This window comes from Reyranella sp., assembly GCF_004297265.1.
Taxonomy (GTDB): domain Bacteria; phylum Pseudomonadota; class Alphaproteobacteria; order Reyranellales; family Reyranellaceae; genus Reyranella.
On record NZ_SCUT01000024.1, the window covers coordinates 162711 to 179441 of the forward strand.

The 16731-nt window shown below is 65.7% G+C and carries 12 protein-coding genes; 8 read left to right on the plus strand and 4 right to left on the minus strand.

Translation table 11 applies throughout. The features are described from left to right. Positions 1-51: 51 nt before the first annotated feature. Positions 52-1305, minus strand: coding sequence for an SGNH/GDSL hydrolase family protein (locus EPO41_RS09645; protein WP_296323864.1), 1254 nt, complete (start codon positions 1303-1305; stop codon positions 52-54). A gap of 259 nt (positions 1306-1564) precedes the next feature. Between EPO41_RS09645 and EPO41_RS09650 the strand changes: the two genes are divergently transcribed. Continuing rightward, positions 1565-3232, plus strand: a complete 1668-nt coding sequence (locus tag EPO41_RS09650) for a hypothetical protein (RefSeq protein ID WP_296323868.1) — start codon at positions 1565-1567, stop codon at positions 3230-3232. 99 nt (positions 3233-3331) lie between these two features. Here EPO41_RS09650 and EPO41_RS09655 read toward each other — a convergent pair whose 3' ends face one another. Then, the gene (locus EPO41_RS09655) at positions 3332-5668 is read right to left on the minus strand and encodes a xanthine dehydrogenase family protein molybdopterin-binding subunit (protein ID WP_296323871.1); all 2337 of its coding nucleotides are present in this window, start codon (positions 5666-5668) and stop codon (positions 3332-3334) included. Between the two features lie 79 nt (positions 5669-5747). Here EPO41_RS09655 and EPO41_RS09660 point away from each other — a divergent pair, with 79 nt between their 5' ends. From EPO41_RS09660 to EPO41_RS09670, 3 genes are read left to right on the plus strand one after another with little or no spacing between them, the layout of a single operon-like run. After that, positions 5748-7445, plus strand: a complete 1698-nt coding sequence (locus EPO41_RS09660) for a hydantoinase B/oxoprolinase family protein (RefSeq protein WP_296323874.1) — start codon at positions 5748-5750, stop codon at positions 7443-7445. Continuing rightward, positions 7442-7969 carry a hypothetical protein gene (locus tag EPO41_RS09665; RefSeq protein WP_296323876.1) on the plus strand — a complete coding sequence of 176 codons (528 nt, stop codon included), beginning with the start codon at positions 7442-7444 and terminating at the stop codon, positions 7967-7969. The genes EPO41_RS09660 and EPO41_RS09665 overlap by 4 nt, the downstream gene beginning before the upstream one ends. Continuing rightward, positions 7966-8985, plus strand: coding sequence for an asparaginase (locus EPO41_RS09670; protein WP_296323878.1), 1020 nt, complete (start codon positions 7966-7968; stop codon positions 8983-8985). Before EPO41_RS09665 ends, EPO41_RS09670 begins: the two co-directional genes overlap by 4 nt. 34 nt (positions 8986-9019) lie before the next feature. Here EPO41_RS09670 and EPO41_RS09675 read toward each other — a convergent pair whose 3' ends face one another. Next, positions 9020-10957 carry a primary-amine oxidase gene (locus EPO41_RS09675; RefSeq protein ID WP_296323880.1) on the minus strand — a complete coding sequence of 646 codons (1938 nt, stop codon included), beginning with the start codon at positions 10955-10957 and terminating at the stop codon, positions 9020-9022. Positions 10958-11117: 160 nt separating this feature from the next. Further along, positions 11118-11507, minus strand: coding sequence for a DUF983 domain-containing protein (locus EPO41_RS09680; protein ID WP_296323882.1), 390 nt, complete (start codon positions 11505-11507; stop codon positions 11118-11120). A 71-nt stretch (positions 11508-11578) separates the two neighbouring features. Between EPO41_RS09680 and EPO41_RS09685 the strand changes: the two genes are divergently transcribed. The 4 genes from EPO41_RS09685 to argC all read left to right on the plus strand — a co-directional run bounded on the left by EPO41_RS09685 (position 11579) and on the right by argC (position 16731). Beyond that, positions 11579-12952, plus strand: coding sequence for a PLP-dependent aminotransferase family protein (locus tag EPO41_RS09685; protein ID WP_296323885.1), 1374 nt, complete (start codon positions 11579-11581; stop codon positions 12950-12952). A 10-nt stretch (positions 12953-12962) separates the two neighbouring features. Then, positions 12963-14381 carry a cytochrome ubiquinol oxidase subunit I gene (locus tag EPO41_RS09690; RefSeq protein WP_296323888.1) on the plus strand — a complete coding sequence of 473 codons (1419 nt, stop codon included), beginning with the start codon at positions 12963-12965 and terminating at the stop codon, positions 14379-14381. Then, positions 14378-15385, plus strand: a complete 1008-nt coding sequence (gene cydB, locus EPO41_RS09695) for a cytochrome d ubiquinol oxidase subunit II (protein ID WP_296324410.1) — start codon at positions 14378-14380, stop codon at positions 15383-15385. Before EPO41_RS09690 ends, cydB begins: the two co-directional genes overlap by 4 nt. A 368-nt stretch (positions 15386-15753) precedes the next feature. Continuing rightward, complete coding sequence (gene argC, locus EPO41_RS09700) at positions 15754-16731, plus strand: N-acetyl-gamma-glutamyl-phosphate reductase (protein ID WP_296323891.1); 978 nt, start codon at positions 15754-15756, stop codon at positions 16729-16731.

The following is a 16731-nucleotide window of genomic DNA, read 5'->3' on the forward strand; positions in this document are numbered from 1 at the left end:
GTTAGCGCAGCGACTTCAGCCTGTCGAGGCATAGGGCCTCGTTGGGAGGCTCTAGCGAGCCTCCTGCATTTTCCCGAGCGCTGCCGCGAGACGCTTGGCGGCGATCTCGGTGCCCAACTCGGTCCAGTGGCCATCGGAGACGCGATAGGTTCCCGTCACGCCCTTGAGGTCGTCCGTCAGGTCGACGACCGTCACGCCCTGGGCCTCCAACTCGCGACGCAACAGGCGGTGCTTGGCCTCGTTCTGGCGCGGGTAGCTCATGTAGCGCGGCCACGGACGCCAGAATTCGGCATAGCCCGGATCCACCAGGCCCACCGGCGCCAGGGCGACAAGGAACTTGATCCCGCGTTCGCGTGCGAGGTCGCGGGCGCCGAGCAGCCAGGTCAGGGTCGAGGCGACCTGTTCCTTGTTCAGCGATTGCTCGATCTCGGCCGGCGTCACCGGCACCGTCCAGGTGGCAGTCTCCCAGTCGACCATGCTGGCGAGCCACCAGGCCTGGAGATATTCCTCGTCGCGGTCGCGCGGCTCGAACCGGTCCCAGAATCCGTCGCCGCCGCGAGACAGGATTTCGCGAATCACCTTCTCGTCTTTCTCCGGGTAGTAATGGGTCTTGACGAGCCGGACCATGGCGTCGAGCCGCTGGTCGCGCGGCATCTTCGTGATCTCCCGTACCTCATCGGTCGCAGCCTTGTTCGCGCGGCCGAACTCCGACAGTCCGAGCCGGTTGACCAGCAGCCACGTGAGGCGCGGCGCAACCGCCCCGAGCCACGACGGCTGTGGACGCTCGGCGATGGGGGGCGGGATACGCCACGGCGACAGGGCATCCGATACGAAATCGTTGCCGGCGTAGAACATCAGCACGAGCGCATCGGGCTGCAGCGACAGGGCGATGTTGCGGATGCGATAGTAGTACTGCGGCGGTCCCGTTGCCGAGATGCCGAGGCTCATCACCTCCCAATTGCGATGGCCCTCCGCCTGCCAGATCTCCTCGAGCCGCGCGCCGACCGATTTCTCGACGAAGGCGCCTTCCAGGAAACTGTCGCCGACCAGGACGGTGCGGGAAATTCCGGCCGGCTTCTGCGGCGGATGCTCCCGGTCGCGCAGGCCCCAGCTGTTGTACGTCGGGACCGCCTGCGCGCCGCTGAGCGTGCTCGCGACGGCGGCATTGGACACCTCGATGGGCCGCAAATCGCGCGCCGGCCACGGAGGCACGACGAACGAGCTGAGGACCTCGAGGCCGGCCACCGTGATCGCCACGAGCAGGGCCGTGAACACGCCCCAGAACCAGAACCGCTTTTGCTTCATCGGGCCAGCTCATAGCCGATCCAGGCCGCTCCTCCAACCTGACCGCGATTGCCGCGCTCACAACCCGCAGGGCCGGAGGACGCGTGACCCTCGTGGCCGTTCGGCGCCGCCCACTGCCGCGCCCGTGACCCGCATCGTCGATGGCGACGCACCGGCTGTCACGAGATGAAGATACTCAACCCAGGCTTGATCTGGTGTTCGGCCCCGCTTAACGTTTTGGGAGGCGGGCTTCCGCATGCCCGCGGGATTGGAGGCTTCAGTGGGCGAAATCTCCGTCGGCTCCATCAGCATTCCGGTTGACGTGATTTTCGTTGGGGCCGCCCTCTTGATCGTGCTGGCCGTGCTGTGGCTTGGCGTAAAGCTGTTCTTTCTTCCGTTGCGGCTGGTTTGGAGATTGGGTCGCGATCTGGCCACCCAGATCGGGGTGATTCCCTTGATGCTGGTCTTGGTCTGGACGGCCGCGTTTGAGCCCGCGCCATTCCTCTACCTTTGGCGATGGTCATTGCGCTTCGGGCAGGCGCTGCTCTCGGAGACGCCACGGAGGTTCGCGAATTTAGTCAATCAGGTGCATGAATCCTGTATTCGCGCGAACTACAATTGTGCCGAGGCGGCAAACGTCGCCGGTTATCAGCTCTGGACGACCGCCATCGGCAATCCCATCCGGGAATTCGAGATTCCACCCGGTATTGCATCTGCCGTGTTGGCGTTCGCCATCGGGATGACGGTTGCAGTGGCGGCGAGGCAGGATCTGGCGGGCAACGGAGTGCTTCGAAGCGGCTCTCGCACAGTGCTCGCTCTGGGCGCTTCGTTTCTCCTCGCGTTGTATCTTTCGATCGTGGCCATCATCGCGATCCCCATCTTCGGTGAAAGGGTCGAGGATACCTCGTCTTATCGCAGCCGCCTTGCTGCTCAACTGAAGGAAGCGATTGCCGCTGCCGATACCAAGTATTCCATCGACGAGCTCGATGCGGCGAAGAAGGCGCTGCCGAACATCGATGACGTCGACATAGCCCTGAGGGGGTTTGCCAAGTCCGCTTGGCTTGTCCAGCTTGGTGCGTGGGAAGAGTCGCGCGGTCGACTAGCTTCGGCGCTTGCTCTGCAGAAGGAAGCTGCGGAATTTGCCAAGCATCTCGAAGGTCACTTTCAGGCCAGTAACGAAGGTCGTGTCGGAGGAATAGCGACCAGCCGACATGCGACCATGTTGACGAATTCCTTTCAGCTCTGGCTTGCCACCTACCGCGAACGTCTCGAGGGATGCTTCGCCGTCCTGCGCCAAGATCTGCAAAGCCTGCGGCAAGTCCATAGCGATCTGCTTGTCATCAAGCTCGAGCCAAACACCGTCAGAAATGCCCTGAATGAGGTGGATGGCGCCTTTAGGAACCAGAGTCGGCGCGCCACCTGCTACGATGACATCAGGCCATACACGAAGGAATACATTCTGGACCGTAGCGGCCCGGTGGAGACGCTCGGTCACTTTGGCACCGCGGCGGCTTGGCTTCTCCGAACGGAGAGCCAGGAGCTGGCCCTGATCGTGGGGTTGCTCGGCTTCGGCTTCTTCGGGGCACTCGCCGCGAGCTTCATCAAGGAGTTTGCCGGCACGCCGGGCAACGAACTTCCAGCCGTTGGCTTCATCTTGCCCGCTCTGGTGCGTGGCGTTGGCGCCGCGATCCTGGTGTTCCTGCTGGCCAAGGGCGGTACGGCGATCCTAACGCGTGGCGATGCCTCACCCAACGCCTACGCCATCTTCGTCGCGTGCTTCGTGGCGGCGGTCTTCAGCGAAGATGTCTGGTCCTGGGCGCGCACGCGGCAGAAGCGCCAGTTCGATGGTGACAATGGGAGCGATTCCAGCAAACCAGCAGCCCAGCCAACGGAAAATTCGGCGAACGAGACCGATCGGGCCACGACGGATTCGAGGCCGGCAACATAGTCGAGCGATCCGTTCGTCGAGATCCTCCCATCCAAAACCGCATCCTGATGGCCGGATCGATGCGCCGATGCTCGAGCCGGCATTATCGATGGTCAGCACTCAGGAGTTGAGAGCTTCCCATACCCGTTCGGGCGTGGCCGGCATGTTGATGTGCTTGCCGCCCAGCGCGTCGGAGATGGCATTCATCACCGACGGCAGCGAGCCCGCGCAGCCGGCCTCGCCGCAGCCCTTGGCGCCCAGGACGTTCGTCTTGGCCGGCACCGAGTGGTAGTCGATCTTGAACGATGGCGCGTCGCCCGCCCGTGGGATCGCATAGTCGGTGAAGCTGCCGGTCAGCGGCTGGCCTTCTTCACTGTAGACGACGCGCTCGAAGATCGCCTGGCTGATGCCCTGTACGACACCGCCATGGCTCTGGCCCTCGACCAGTAGCGGATTGATGACCGTGCCGAAGTCGCCGACCATCGTGTACTTCACGACCTCGACATGGCCGGTGTCGGGGTCAATCTCGACCTCCGCCACATGGGTGCCATTCGGATAGGCCGACGGTGCCGCCTCGTGGACGTGGCTGACGTCGAGCGTCGTGGGTACGCCCTCGGGCAGCTTCATGCCGCTGCGCAGCCTGGCGGCCAGCTCCATGATGCCCATACCGCGGTCGGTGCCGACGATCTCGAAGCGGCCGAGCTTGAACTCGATGTCGGCGGCCGAGGCTTCGAGCGCCACGCCCGCAATCTCCTTGCCCTTCTCGATCACCTTGTCGGAGGCCTCCATGATCGCCGCGCCCGAGGCCATGATCGACTTGGAGCCGCCGGTGCCGCCGCCGGCGATCAGCAGGTCGCTGTCGCCCTGCTTCAGCTTGATCCGATGGAACGGAATGCCGAGTTTGGACGTCAGCACCTGGGCGAAGGCCGACCAGTGGCCCTGGCCGTAGTCGAGCGTGCCGGTGATGATCGTGACGTCGCCATTCTCCTCGAAACGAAGGCCGCCCATCTCGTTCATCGGGGGCGCCGTGACTTCGAGATAATCGCCGATGCCGAGGCCGCGCAGCTTGCCGCGCTTCCTGCTTTCTTCCTTGCGGGCGGCGAAGCCTGAAACGTCGGCCAGTTCCAGCGCCTTGTCGAGCAGGACGGTGAACTCGCCGCTGTCGTAGACCGTGCCCGATGCCGTCTTGTAGGGCATCTCCTCGGGCTTGATGTGGTTGCGCCGGCGCATCTCCATCTGGTCGAGGCCCATTTCGCGGGCCGCGGTCGTGATCAGGCGCTCCATGAAATAGTTGGCCTCGGGCCGGCCGGCGCCGCGATAGGCGCCGATCGGCGAGGTGTGGGTGAAGGCAACCTTGGTCTGCACCTCGATCAATGGCGTGCGGTAGACCGCCGCGAGATTGCGCGAGACGCCCAGCGCGCCCATGGCCGCGCCGACGTTGGAGAGATAGGCACCGAGATTGGCGTACCCCTTGAGGCGCACGGCGAGGAAGGTGCCGTCCTTGTCGAGGGCCAGTTCGGCGTCGAAATCGTGGTCGCGGCCATGCTGGTCGCTGAGGAAGCTGCCGGAGCGATCATCAGTCCATTTCACCGGACGGCCGAGGATCTTGGAGGCATGGAAGAGGCCGGCATATTCGGGATAGGGCGAGCCCTTCATGCCGAACGAGCCGCCGACGTTGCCGGTGACCACGCGCATCTGCGCGGGCTTGATGCCGAGCAGGGCCGCCATCTGGTTCTTGAGGCCGAACACGCCCTGGCAGCCAGCATAGAGTGTCGAGCGGTCGGTCTCCTTGTCGTAGTGGCCGATCGCCGTGCGCGGCTCCATGGCGCAGACGACGATGCGGTTGCTGACGATATGCAGCTTCGTCACGTGCGCGGCCTTGGCGAAGGCCTCGGCGACCTTGGCGCTGTCGCCGAACTGGAAGTCGGCGCAGACATTGTCCGGCACGTCGTCGAACACGATCGGCGCGCCGGGCTGGGCGGCCTCGCGCGCCTCGGTCACCGCGGGGAGCGCTTCGATGTCGAGCACGACCGCTTCCGCCGCATCGCGGGCCTGCGCCTGGGTCTCGGCGACGACGAAGGCCACCGGGTCGCCGACGAAGCGGACCTTGTCGGTGGCCAGCGAATAGCGCGTCGGCGTCTTCATCTGCGAGCCGTCGCGGTTCGGCACCATCATCACCGTCTTCAGCGCGCCGTACCCTGCAGCGTTGAGGTCGGCGCCGGTCCAGATTCCCAGCACGCCCGGCATGGCGCGGGCTTCCTCGGAATCGATGCCCTTCAGGAGCCCGTGCGCCACCTGGCTGCGGACCATCACGGCGTAGGCCTGGCCGGGCAGGTTGATGTCGTCGGTATAACGGCCCTGGCCCTGCAGCAGGGTCGGGTCTTCCTGGCGCGGCACGGGCTGGCCGACGCCGAATTTCATCAAATCGAGATTGTCGGCGGCAAGAGGCGCGTTCATGGGGATTCCGCTTCGAAAAGTGGGGGATTTGAATGCCATCATAGCGCAGCAAGGCACGGCCTGTGCTAGTCATTCGGACATGTCGAACCTCGATCCCGTCACCTTGACAGTCATCCAGAACGGCCTGATCCAGGTCTGCAACGAGATGGATCTGGCCTTCGTTCGTGCCGCCTTTTCGCCGGTGATCTCCGAAGGCATGGACCGCTCCGACGGCATCTACGACACCGTCGACGGCTCCTTGATCGCCCAGGGCGAACTCGGGCTGCCGGTTTTCGTCGGCACCATGCAGTTTTCCACCCGCGCCGTGATAGAGAGGGTGAAGACGCACTATGCCGGCAAGGTCGATCCGGGCGACGTGTTCATCGTCAACGATCCCTATCTCGGCGGCACGCATCTGATGGATGTGCGCTTCGTGAAGCCGTTCTTCTACAAGGGCGAGCTGTTCGCTTGGCTCGCCAATACCGGCCACTGGCCGGATGTCGGCGGCATGGTGCCGGGCGGCTTCTCCGCCAGCGCGACGGAGGTCGAGCAAGAGGGGCTCCGCCTGCCGCCGGTGAAGTTCTTCAAGAAGGGCGAGATGGACCAGGAGATCCTGTCCATCATCCTGTCCAACATCCGCATCGCCGATCAGCGCATCGGCGACATCAAGGCGCAGGCCGCCGCGCTCACGACCGGCGAAGTCCGGCTCACCGAACTGATCGACCGCTACGGTGCCGACGTCGTACGGGCCGCGATCGCGGAGATGCGCCATCGGGCGGAGCGGCAGATGCGCGCCAAGATCGCCGGCATTCCCGACGGCGTGTACGAGGGCGCCTCGCAGGTCGACAGTGATGGCGTGGTCGACGAGCCGCTCACCATCAGGATGAAAGTCACGAAGAAGGGCGAGGAGCTCACCTTCGACATGACGGGATCGAGCCCGCCTTGCCGCGGCCCGATGAACAGCGTGATCGCCACCACCAAGTCGGCGATCTATCTCGCGGTGAAGCATGTTTTCCCCGACGTGCCGATCAACGCCGGCACCTTCGAGCCGCTGCGCATCGTCGAGCCCGAGGGCACGTTCCTGTACGCGAAGTATCCGCGGCCGGTGTCGGGCTGCGCGGCCGAGGTGAGCCAGCGTGTTGCCGAGGCGGTGTTCGTGGCGCTCACCAAGGCGATCCCCGATCTGCTGTTTGCGGCGCCCGCTGGCACATCCGGCAATCTCGGCGTCGGCGGCTACGATCCGGAGCGCAAGCGCAACTACATCATGTATCTGTTCACGGGCGGAGGCTACGGCGGCTTCCAGGGCGGCGACGGCCTGAGCAACGGCTGCTCGACCATCGGCATCTCCAAGATGCCGCCGGTCGAGGTGCTGGAACAGTTCTATCCCGTGCTGTTCGAGGAGTTCTCGCTGCGCGAAGGCTCCGGCGGCGCCGGCGAGTTCCGCGGCGGCTTCGGCATCAATTACGCGATCAAGCTCCGGCGCGGCGAGGCGCGGGTGTCGATGGTGATGGACCATGGTCGCACCGGCCCGCAGGGTGTGCTGGGCGGGAAGGACGGCGGTACCAACACGGTGCAGGTCGAGCAGGGCGGCCGCGCCTACCATCCGCCGCATCTCTCGAAGGACCAGGACATCGAGATCGGCGTCGGCGATGTCGTGCGCGTTTCGACCCCGGGCGGCGGCGGCTTCGGCGATCCGGCCAGGCGCCATCCGGACGCGGTCGCCCGCGACGTGGCGCGCGGCTACTACACGGCGGCCGAAGCCCGCGAGAAGTTCGGATCGGCGCAGGCCGCCGAATGACTCGCTACAGGCGGTCTTTTCTCGCGCTGCCGGTGGCATTGCTGGCGGCGGACGCAGCGGCGCAGTCGGCCTCGTGGTTTCCGGTCGAGGGCGCCGACAAGTCGTTCTTCGTCGAGATGCCGGGCGCGCCAGTCTACAAGGTGCTCGATACGGTGTCGGCCGGCGGCACGCCCTTCGTCTATCACTCCTACAGCCTCGAATACCGGCGCCTGTCGTTCGTGGCGCAGAGTGCGCTCTTTCCCGCCGATGTCGACGTGCGGCAACCCAAGGTCAACCTGCAATCCGCGCTCGACGATCGCGCGCTGCGCCTGGCCGGGGCCAAGTGGACCAGCGTCGACTGGAAGACGGTGCAGGGTGCGCCGGCCGTCGAATCGACGGGGCCGCTGGCCGGCGGCAATGCGCTTCGGCAGCTCGTCGTGCTGAAGGGCCGCCAATACGTTTCGCTGGGCTATCTCGCGCCGGCCGATGCGCTGCGTGCGCCGGAAGCCGAGCGCTTCTTCCGCTCCCTGAGGCTCCTGTCATGACCCTTCCGCGTATCCAGATCCTGGCCCTTGGCGGCACAATTGCGACAGCACCGGATGCGTCGGGCGCCATGCAGATGGGACTGGGCGCCGACGATCTCGTCGCCGCCGTACCGCTGCTGGCCACGCTCGCCGACATTCGCGCGGAGACGGTGTCGCGAGTCGGCAGTCATTCGCTGTCCTTCGACCAGATCCACGCGCTGGCGAACAAGATCATGAACCTCGATGTCGACGGCGTGGTAGTGACGCAGGGTACCGACACGCTCGAGGAGACCAGCTTCCTGCTCGACCTGCTGGTCGAGCGCGACATCCCGATGATCGTGACGGCGGCGATGCGCAATCCCGCACTCACGTCGGCGGACGGGCCCGGCAATCTGCTCGCGGCGGTGCGCGTCGCCTGCGATCCCTGGGTGAAGGCGCACGCGAAAGCGCTGGGCGTCGTCGCGGTGATGCTGGACGAGGTCTATGCAGCATCCGACGTGCTGAAGATCCATCCGACGCGGCTCAATGCCTTCGCCTCACCGCAGACCGGCCCGCTCGCGGCGCTGGTCGAGGAGAGGGTCGTGCCGCTGTCGCTGCCGGTTCGTGCGCCCGTCGAGGCAGCGCGCAAGCGGCTGGGCGCGGCGTCGGCAGGAAGGGAGCAGCCGGTGGCGCTGCTGTGGCTGGGGCTCGACGAGCCGGGCTATATCCTCGAGGCAATGGTCGATCATCGCGACCAGCTCGGCTATCGCGGCGCCGTCGTGGGCGCGATGGGCGGCGGTCACGTTCCTGAGCGGGTCGCCTCGCTCGTCGGACAACTTGCCGAGATCATTCCCACCGTCGTGTCGCCACGCGCCGGCGGTGGGCCGCTGCTGCGCCAGACCTATGGTGGGCCCAGTTCGGAGATCGCCCTGCGCAAGGCCGGTCTCATCTGGGGTGGCCGCCTCAATCCGCTGAAGGCGCGCGTGCTGTTGCAGACTTGTCTGCGTGCCGGGCTCGATCGATCGGCGATTGCCGAGGTCTTCGACGTTTTCGGTTAAGCGAGCTTTTCCCGGACCCTCGATCGAGGCCGCCTCAGTCGACGCAGCAGCTCATGATGCTCGCGGAGGGCGGGACATCGAGAGCCGGATTTTCCGTGAAGAATCCCGCGGGATGAAGGGCGAAACCGGCGGTGATCACGGGCTGGACCGGGAAATCCTCGGGGCGCGGAATATGGTGCAGACCGAAGCTGTGCCAGATCACGACATCGGTATCGACCAGCCGTCGGTCCGATTCCGTCCAGGCCGGCAACCCATCGCCGCCGCCACTCTGGTTGGGGTAGCGCCCGGCCGCGTAGATCTCGTCGGGATGGTAGGCGGTGACCCAGAGTTGCCGGGTCATGAAGGCCGCGCGCCGGGAGACCATCGACTGGGGATGTGAGAACGTGGGAATCGGGCTCAACGGGAGCAACTTGTAGGCGGTGGGCTGGCCCAGCCGGTTGCGGACCTCGGCACTCTCGATCTTCCAGAAGCGGGCGGCGTTGAAGTCGACGCTGCGCTGCGCGCCCTGCTCGGTTTCGAGGACCGTCTCGCGTGTGGTGAAGGCATTGCCGTACGGATTGTCGGGGCCCATGGGCAAGGCCACGGTGTCGACCTCGACGACGCGGTTGCGCTCGCCGTCGACCGCCACGTCGAGGCGCATGTTGAATACGTGCTGATGGTAGTGGGCATAGACGCCCGGCGACACGATCGTCCCATAATCCGGCGCCTCGCCGGGCCGGAGGCCGGCGGTGTTCATGATACCGGTCGCCTTCATCTCGAAGTGGATCGAGCCGTCCTGGTGAAAGTACCAGAACGAGCCGTACTCGTAGTTGCCGACCGTCGAGATCGACGACACGACCAGCCGCCGGGCGCGCCTCACGTCGACTTCGCCCGTGAACAGGTCGGTATGCTTCCACAGGATGCCGAAATCCTCCTCGTGCAGACAAACCGCGCTCTCGATGCAGTAGGGATCGCCCTTGCTGTCGGCCAGCCAGGCGTCGAAGTAGCGGATGGCGCCGAGACAGTCGCAGCCCAGTGTCAGGGAATTGGCCAGCACGCCGATGCCGTACTCGCCGACATCGAAGGCATTCTTGCGAAAATGCCCGCCGCCGGGGTGACCGTAAGGCACGACCATCTCGGACAACGCTGCCCGGTGCAACACCGACCGCAGCCGTCCATCGTCCTCGTAGCCGATCGCATGTAGCACCAGCCCTTCGCGGGCATTGAAGCCGACGCGGAAGCGCCATTTCTGCCAGCGTACCTCGTTGCCCTCGACGACGAAGCTCGGGCCGGCCGGCTGGACGATCTCCAGAGGCTTCACGTCATCGCGAAAGACGCTTCGATAGCGGGCGGCATAGTTGCGATCGGGCCTCGGGACCTCGGCCACGCCGTAGTCGTCGACACGTAGCACCTCGGCCCGATCGAGATCGACGACGGCACAGAGCCCCTCGATGGGGTGGGCATAGCCGTTGTCGTTCTTCTCGCTGCGGTACCAGCAGAAAGTATGCGAGAGCCGCCGGCCCTCTTCGTCCGGCAGCCCGTAATTGCCGGCCGACCAGGGGTCGACCTGGACGTTTTCGATGTCAGTTATGCCACGCCGCGCCAGGGCCTCGCGGAAGCGGGGATCGGCTCGCGCCACCTCTCCGACCAGTGTTATGTCGTCGAGCAGGATGCGCGGCCGGACGCCGGGAACGTGACGCCAGTCGACGACCTTGTCGGCAATGAGGTCCACCCGGGCCTCCCAGACCTTGCCGTTGGTGCGGTCGAAAGTGCAAACGAACGCCTCGCGCGGAAACGACGCACCCGCCCGGAAGTCCTTCACGACGCTCTTGTCGGGTTCGTGCAGGCTCACCGTTTCGAACATCATGCCCGGCCCGAGATCGTGTGCCGCACGCACGGCCGCCGACGCTCGGCGTATCTCGTCGGGGGTCAGTGGATCGAGCGGATGGCCGGGGGCCGCGTGCGTCGGAGTCTCGGCGATGGCATCGGGCATGGTCTTCCTCTCGATCGCATTGTCACGTTGGCGATCGCAGAGCGCAAGAAGCCAGGGCGTGCAAGCGCGGACCTTGAGCTCCGACGAAACAAGACGCCGAATCCTATGGCTCGAATGGAATTGGCGCCGCCAGGTTCAATGGTCCATCTGGGAGAGGTGGCTAACAGTATTCGGCGCGGGCTTGCTTCGCCGCGGCGAAGCCGTGCATGCCCATGTGCCACTGCAGCGCGACGATCATGCCCTTGATCGGCTGCAGCAGGCCGATCGACAGAAGGATCACCAGCGGCGCCCACAGGGCCGTGTGCAGCCAGTAGGACGGCTGGTAGACGATCTCGACGTACATCGCGATCGGCACCACCAGATGGCCCACCAGGAAGATCGTCAGGTAGGCGGGAAAGTCGTCGGCGCGGTGATGGTGCAGGTCCTCGCCGCAGGCCGGGCAGCGATCGGCCACCTTCACGAAGGCGCGGAACAGCTTGCCCTCTCCACAGGCCGGGCAGCGTCCCATCATGCCCCTCATCAGATAAAGACCGCCCTTCCCAGCCATCATGTCCTCCTTCGATTGTCTGCTTGTATATCCATACGTATGGCCATACATTCAAGGACAAGGAGCGATATTGTATGGATTGGAGCCCTACACTCGACACAGACGGGCCGGTTTACGAAGGCATCGTGGCGGCACTCGAGCGCGACATCGCCTCCGGTCGCCTGCATCGCGGCCAGCGCCTGCCGACCCACCGGGCCCTCGCCAGGGCGTTGGATGTCGACCTGACGACGGTGACCCGCGCCTACAACGAAGCGCGCCGCCGCGGGCTTACGGATGCGCGAGTGGGGCAGGGCACCTTCGTCGCCGAGAATCGCACGCGGCCGGCCAGCCGCACCGCCGCCGGCATCGACACAGACCTGTCGATGAACCTGCCGCCGTCGCCCATCGAGGCCGATCTCGAAGGTCGGATCCTGCGGGGGCTGGCGGCCCTGCAGCGCGACCACGGCTTCTCCGATCTCCTGAGCTACCAGCAGGCGGGTGGCAGCATGGTGGATCGCGGTATCGCGGCCGAGTGGCTGCGGCGGCGTGTTCCCACGGTCCAGGCGGACCGGCTTGTCATCTCTCCCGGCGCGCAGAGCGCGCTCATGGCGCTTCTCCTGGTGGTGACGAGGCCGGGCGACGTCGTGCTGACCGACCGGCTCACCTATCCGGGCTTCAGGTCGGCGGCCGCATCGCTTGGCGTGCGTCTCGTCGGTGTGGCATCCGACGGCGAAGGCATGGATCCCCAGGCGCTCGAGGAAGCCTGCCGCCGTCACGCGCCCAAGGCGGTCTACCTGCTGCCGACGATTCACAATCCAACGACCGCGACAATCGGTCTGCCGCGTCGCGAAGAGCTTGCGGAGGCCGTTCGTCGTCACGATCTGGTGCTGATCGAGGACGACGCTTATGGAAGTTTCGAGCCGACTCCGCTGCCGATTGCGACGCTCATCCCCGAGCGCAGCTATCTCGCGATGACGCTGTCGAAGTGCATGGCGCCGGGATTGCGTGTGGCCCATGTGCTGGCGCCCGATCGCACCGCCGCGTCAGGCCTTGCCAATGCCCTGCGCACGGTATCGCAGATGCCGGCGCCGCTGATGGTCGCGCTGGTCTCGCGCTGGTTCGCCGACGGTAGCGCCGACGCCATCGTGTCGGCCGTCGCCGCTGAGGCTGCGGCCAGACAGGGCCTGGCGATCAAGGCGCTTGCGGGCCAGAGCTACGCCGCTCACGGCAAGGGTCTTCACGTGTGGCTGAGACTGCCCGCGACGTGGACCCGCGCAGAATTTGCGTCGCACGTTCAGCGACAGGGGCTTGCCGTGGTCACGAGCGACAGCTTCAGCGTCGATGGCGAACCGGAACACGCCATCCGCATCGCGCTGGGCGCGGCGCGAAGCCGTGCGGAACTCGTGGCGGCGCTGGACGTACTGGTCGTCGCATTGAAGTCGCCCGCTTACGCGTCGCGCATCGTCTAGGGAGAACGTGATGTTCGAGGGACTGGACGCCATCTTCCTCGCCAGACTGCAATTCGCCTTCACCGTCTCGTTCCACTTCATCTTCCCGTCCTTCTCGATCGGACTGGCGAGCTATCTCGCCGTGCTCGAGGGCCTGTGGCTATGGACGGGTCGCCAGGTCTATCTCGACCTCTTCAAGTACTGGCTGAAGATCTTCGCGCTCGCCTTTGGCATGGGCGTCGTGTCGGGCATCGTCATGTCCTATCAGTTCGGCACCAACTGGTCGGTCTTCTCCGACAAGGCAGGACCGGTCATCGGACCGCTGATGGCCTACGAGGTGCTGACGGCCTTCTTCCTCGAGGCGGGCTTCCTGGGCGTCATGCTGTTCGGCATGAACCGGGTGGGCAAGGGCCTGCACTTCGCGGCGACGCTCGCCGTCGCGGTCGGCACCTTCATTTCGGCCTTCTGGATCCTGAGCGCCAACAGCTGGATGCAGACGCCGGCCGGCCACGCGATCAATGCAAGCGGCCAGTTCGTGCCGGTCGACTGGTGGGCGATCATCTTCAATCCGTCCTTCCCCTACCGGCTCGTGCATACGGTGTTCGGTGCCTACCTGACGACGGCGCTGGTCGTCGGCGCGGTCGGTGCATGGCACTTGTTGCGGGAGCGCGGCAACGAGGGTGCGCGGGTCATGTTCTCCATGGCGATGGGCATGATCACCGTCGTGGCGCCGCTGCAGATCTTCGCCGGTGACCAGCATGGGCTGAACACGCTGGAGCACCAGCCGGTCAAGGTCATGGCCATGGAAGGTCACTTCCAGAGCCATCCCGACGGTGCGCCGCTGGTGCTGTTCGGGTGGCCCGACGAGGCTGCCGGCAAGAACCTGTTCGCGGTCGAGATTCCCAAGGCTTCGTCGCTGATCTTGAAGCATGCGTGGGACGCACCTCTGAAGGGGCTCGACACGGTCGACCGCAAGGACTGGCCGCCGGTGCCCGTCGTGTTCTGGTCCTTCCGGATCATGGTCGGCATGGGCATGCTGATGCTGGCCCTGGCGGCTTTCAGCCTGCTCGCGCGTGCACGCAAGCGCCTTTACGACTGGCCTCTGCTGCACCATTTCGCCCTGGCGATGGGACCGGCAGGGTTCGTTGCGGTCATCGCCGGCTGGGTGACGACGGAAGTCGGACGCCAGCCCTATACGGTGTACGGCCTGCTACGAACGGTCGATTCGGCCTCCGCGCTCGACGCGCCGGCGGTCGGTGCCTCGCTGATGGCCTTCGTCGTCGTCTACTTCTTCGCCTTCGGCGCCGGCACCTACTACATCCTGAAGCTGATGTCGCATCCGCCGCATCGCGGCGAGGAGGGGCCGCGGCGCGACCAGCCGGTGCGCGCCGCGGGCATCACGCCTGCCCCGGCGGTGGCCGATTCGCTCGCGACGGACAAGGAGGCCTGATCATGCCGTTCGACCTTCCGATGTTCTTCGCCTTCATCATCGCCTTCGCCATCCTGGCCTACGTCGTCATGGACGGGTTCGACCTGGGCATTGGCATCCTGTTTCCGTTCTTGCCGGTCGGTCGCGAGCGCGACAGCGCCATGAATTCGGTGGCACCCGTCTGGGACGGTAACGAGACATGGCTGGTGATGGGCGGCGGCGGCCTGTTGGCTGCCTTTCCGCTGGCCTACGGCATGATCCTCTCGGCCCTCTATGCACCCATCATCGCGATGCTTCTGGCACTGGTCTTCCGCGGCGTGGCCTTCGAGTTCCGTTGGCGCAACCCGCGCCATCGTGGGCTGTGGGACATGGCATTCAGCGGCGGCTCGATCGTGGCCACTCTCGCGCAGGGCATCACCCTGGGGGCGCTGCTGCAGGGAATCGCGGTCCAGAACCGTGCTTACGCCGGCGGCTGGTTCGATTGGCTGACGCCGTTCAGCCTGCTCGTTGGCGTGAGCCTTCTCTGCGGCTACGCGCTCCTGGGTTCGACCTGGCTGGTGATGAAGAGCGAGGGCTCCTTGCAGGAGCGTTGCTATCGCCTGGCGTTTCGCCTCGGCGTTGCGACGATCGTGGCGATGGCGGCGGTGAGTGCAGCGACGCCTTTCCTGCGCGACGCCTATTGGATGCGCTGGTTCGCCTGGCCGCAGGTCCTGTTCACGGCCCAGGTCCCGCTGCTGGTGGCGATCGTCACCTTCGTTCTGTTCTGGAGCTTGCGCCGCGGGCATCACTACACGCCGTTCCTGATGGCGCTCGCGCTGTTTGGCCTGGGACTAGCCGGCCTCGGCATCAGCCTCTATCCCAATGTCGTGCCGCCATCGGTCTCGATCTGGGATGCCGCGGCGCCGCATGACAGCCTGAAGTTCATGCTGCCCGGTGTCCTGGTGATCGTGCCGATCATCCTGGCCTATACCGGTTTTTCCTACTGGGTGTTCCGCGGCAAGACTGGTCACGAGGGCTATCACTGATGCCTAAAGCACGGCAGTGGCTGTGGTTCGTCGGCCTGTGGGCCGGCGGCGTCGGCGTCACGGCGCTGGTCGGCTACGCGATCAAGCTCTGGCTGAAGTAACTGCAAGCAGACATTCCGCTTGACGTTCAATCCGGCGGACGACAGTTTCGAAGAACATGATCGGGAACCACAACCTTTGTGATCGACGCCGACGTCGCTGCACCCAAGCGGCGGCTCTTCGGGCTGCGCGTCGATCAGCGTCCGTCGGTGTGGTGACTACGTCACCGTAGATCCCACCCGTCGGAAGTACTCCGGCCCGCGTTCCCGAACCCCCGCAGCCCCCGGCTCCGGGGGTTTTGTTTTGCCCAGACCCCAGAGGACACCATCATGAGCATTCGCGTCGGTATTGTCGGCATCAGTGGCTTTGGCGGCGGCGAGGCGATGCGCCTGGTCGCGAGCCATCCGTCTTTCGAACTGGTCTACGCCGCGGGCGAGGGCAGCGCGGGCAGCCGGCTGGTCGACCGCTTCCCCGGCTTGCCGGCCAGGCTGGCCGACCTCGTGATCGAGAAGTGGGATCCGGTGACCCTGCCGAAGCTTGACGTGCTGTTTGCCTCCTTGCCCACGGGCGCCTCGGCGGAGGCGCTGGCGCGCGTTCCGAAGGACGTGAAGATCGTCGATATCGGCGGCGACCACCGCTACGTCGAGGGTTGGGCGTATGGTCTCGCCGACGTCTGGCCTGCCGAGATCGCCGGGAAGACCCGCGTCGCCAATCCCGGCTGCTTTCCCGCAGCGACGCTGACCGCGCTGGCGCCGCTGCTGGCCGACAGGCTGATCGAGCCCGGCAACATCGTGATCGACGCCAAGACCGGTATTTCCGGAGCCGGCCGCGGCGGCGCCGACAGCCGGTTCGGCTATGCCGAGAGCAATGAGAACCTGGTGCCCTACGGCCTGCTGAAGCACACCCACATGCCGGAGATGGCCAGGACGATCGAGCGGCTGAGCGGCGGCAGCGCCGCCGGGCTGGTGTTCACGCCGCACCTTGTGCCGATGACCCGCGGCGTGCTTGCCACCATTTACTGCCGCGGCCGCGCCACGACGGACCAGTGCCTGGACGCGGCCCGGCGTTTCTACGCCGGCCGGGCCTTCGTGCGCGTGACCGACAAGCCGCCGCAGACCAAGTGGGCGACCGGCTCGAACCTCGCCTTCGTCAGCTATGCGGCCGATCCGGAGCGCAATCTGGTGATCGCGTTGGGCGTGGTCGACAATCTCGGCAAGGGAGCCGCCGGCCAGGCGGTGCAGAACGCGAACCTGATCTGCGGCCTGCCGGAAACCGCCGGGCTCGACGGCGCACCTGTTTGGCCGTGA

Excerpts from the sequence above, each read along its gene's own strand:
- EPO41_RS09645 (WP_296323864.1), bottom strand. The coding sequence starts at position 1,305 with ATGAAGCAAAAGCGGTTCTGGTTCTGGGGCGTGTTCACGGCCCTGCTC.
- EPO41_RS09685 (WP_296323885.1), top strand. The coding sequence starts at position 11,579 with ATGGATTGGAGCCCTACACTCGACACAGACGGGCCGGTTTACGAAGGC.
- EPO41_RS09680 (WP_296323882.1), bottom strand. The coding sequence starts at position 11,507 with ATGATGGCTGGGAAGGGCGGTCTTTATCTGATGAGGGGCATGATGGGA.
- argC (WP_296323891.1), top strand. The coding sequence starts at position 15,754 with ATGAGCATTCGCGTCGGTATTGTCGGCATCAGTGGCTTTGGCGGCGGC.
- EPO41_RS09655 (WP_296323871.1), bottom strand. The coding sequence starts at position 5,668 with ATGAACGCGCCTCTTGCCGCCGACAATCTCGATTTGATGAAATTCGGC.
- EPO41_RS09690 (WP_296323888.1), top strand. The coding sequence starts at position 12,963 with ATGTTCGAGGGACTGGACGCCATCTTCCTCGCCAGACTGCAATTCGCC.
- EPO41_RS09660 (WP_296323874.1), top strand. The coding sequence starts at position 5,748 with ATGTCGAACCTCGATCCCGTCACCTTGACAGTCATCCAGAACGGCCTG.
- EPO41_RS09665 (WP_296323876.1), top strand. The coding sequence starts at position 7,442 with ATGACTCGCTACAGGCGGTCTTTTCTCGCGCTGCCGGTGGCATTGCTG.
- EPO41_RS09670 (WP_296323878.1), top strand. The coding sequence starts at position 7,966 with ATGACCCTTCCGCGTATCCAGATCCTGGCCCTTGGCGGCACAATTGCG.
- EPO41_RS09675 (WP_296323880.1), bottom strand. The coding sequence starts at position 10,957 with ATGCCCGATGCCATCGCCGAGACTCCGACGCACGCGGCCCCCGGCCAT.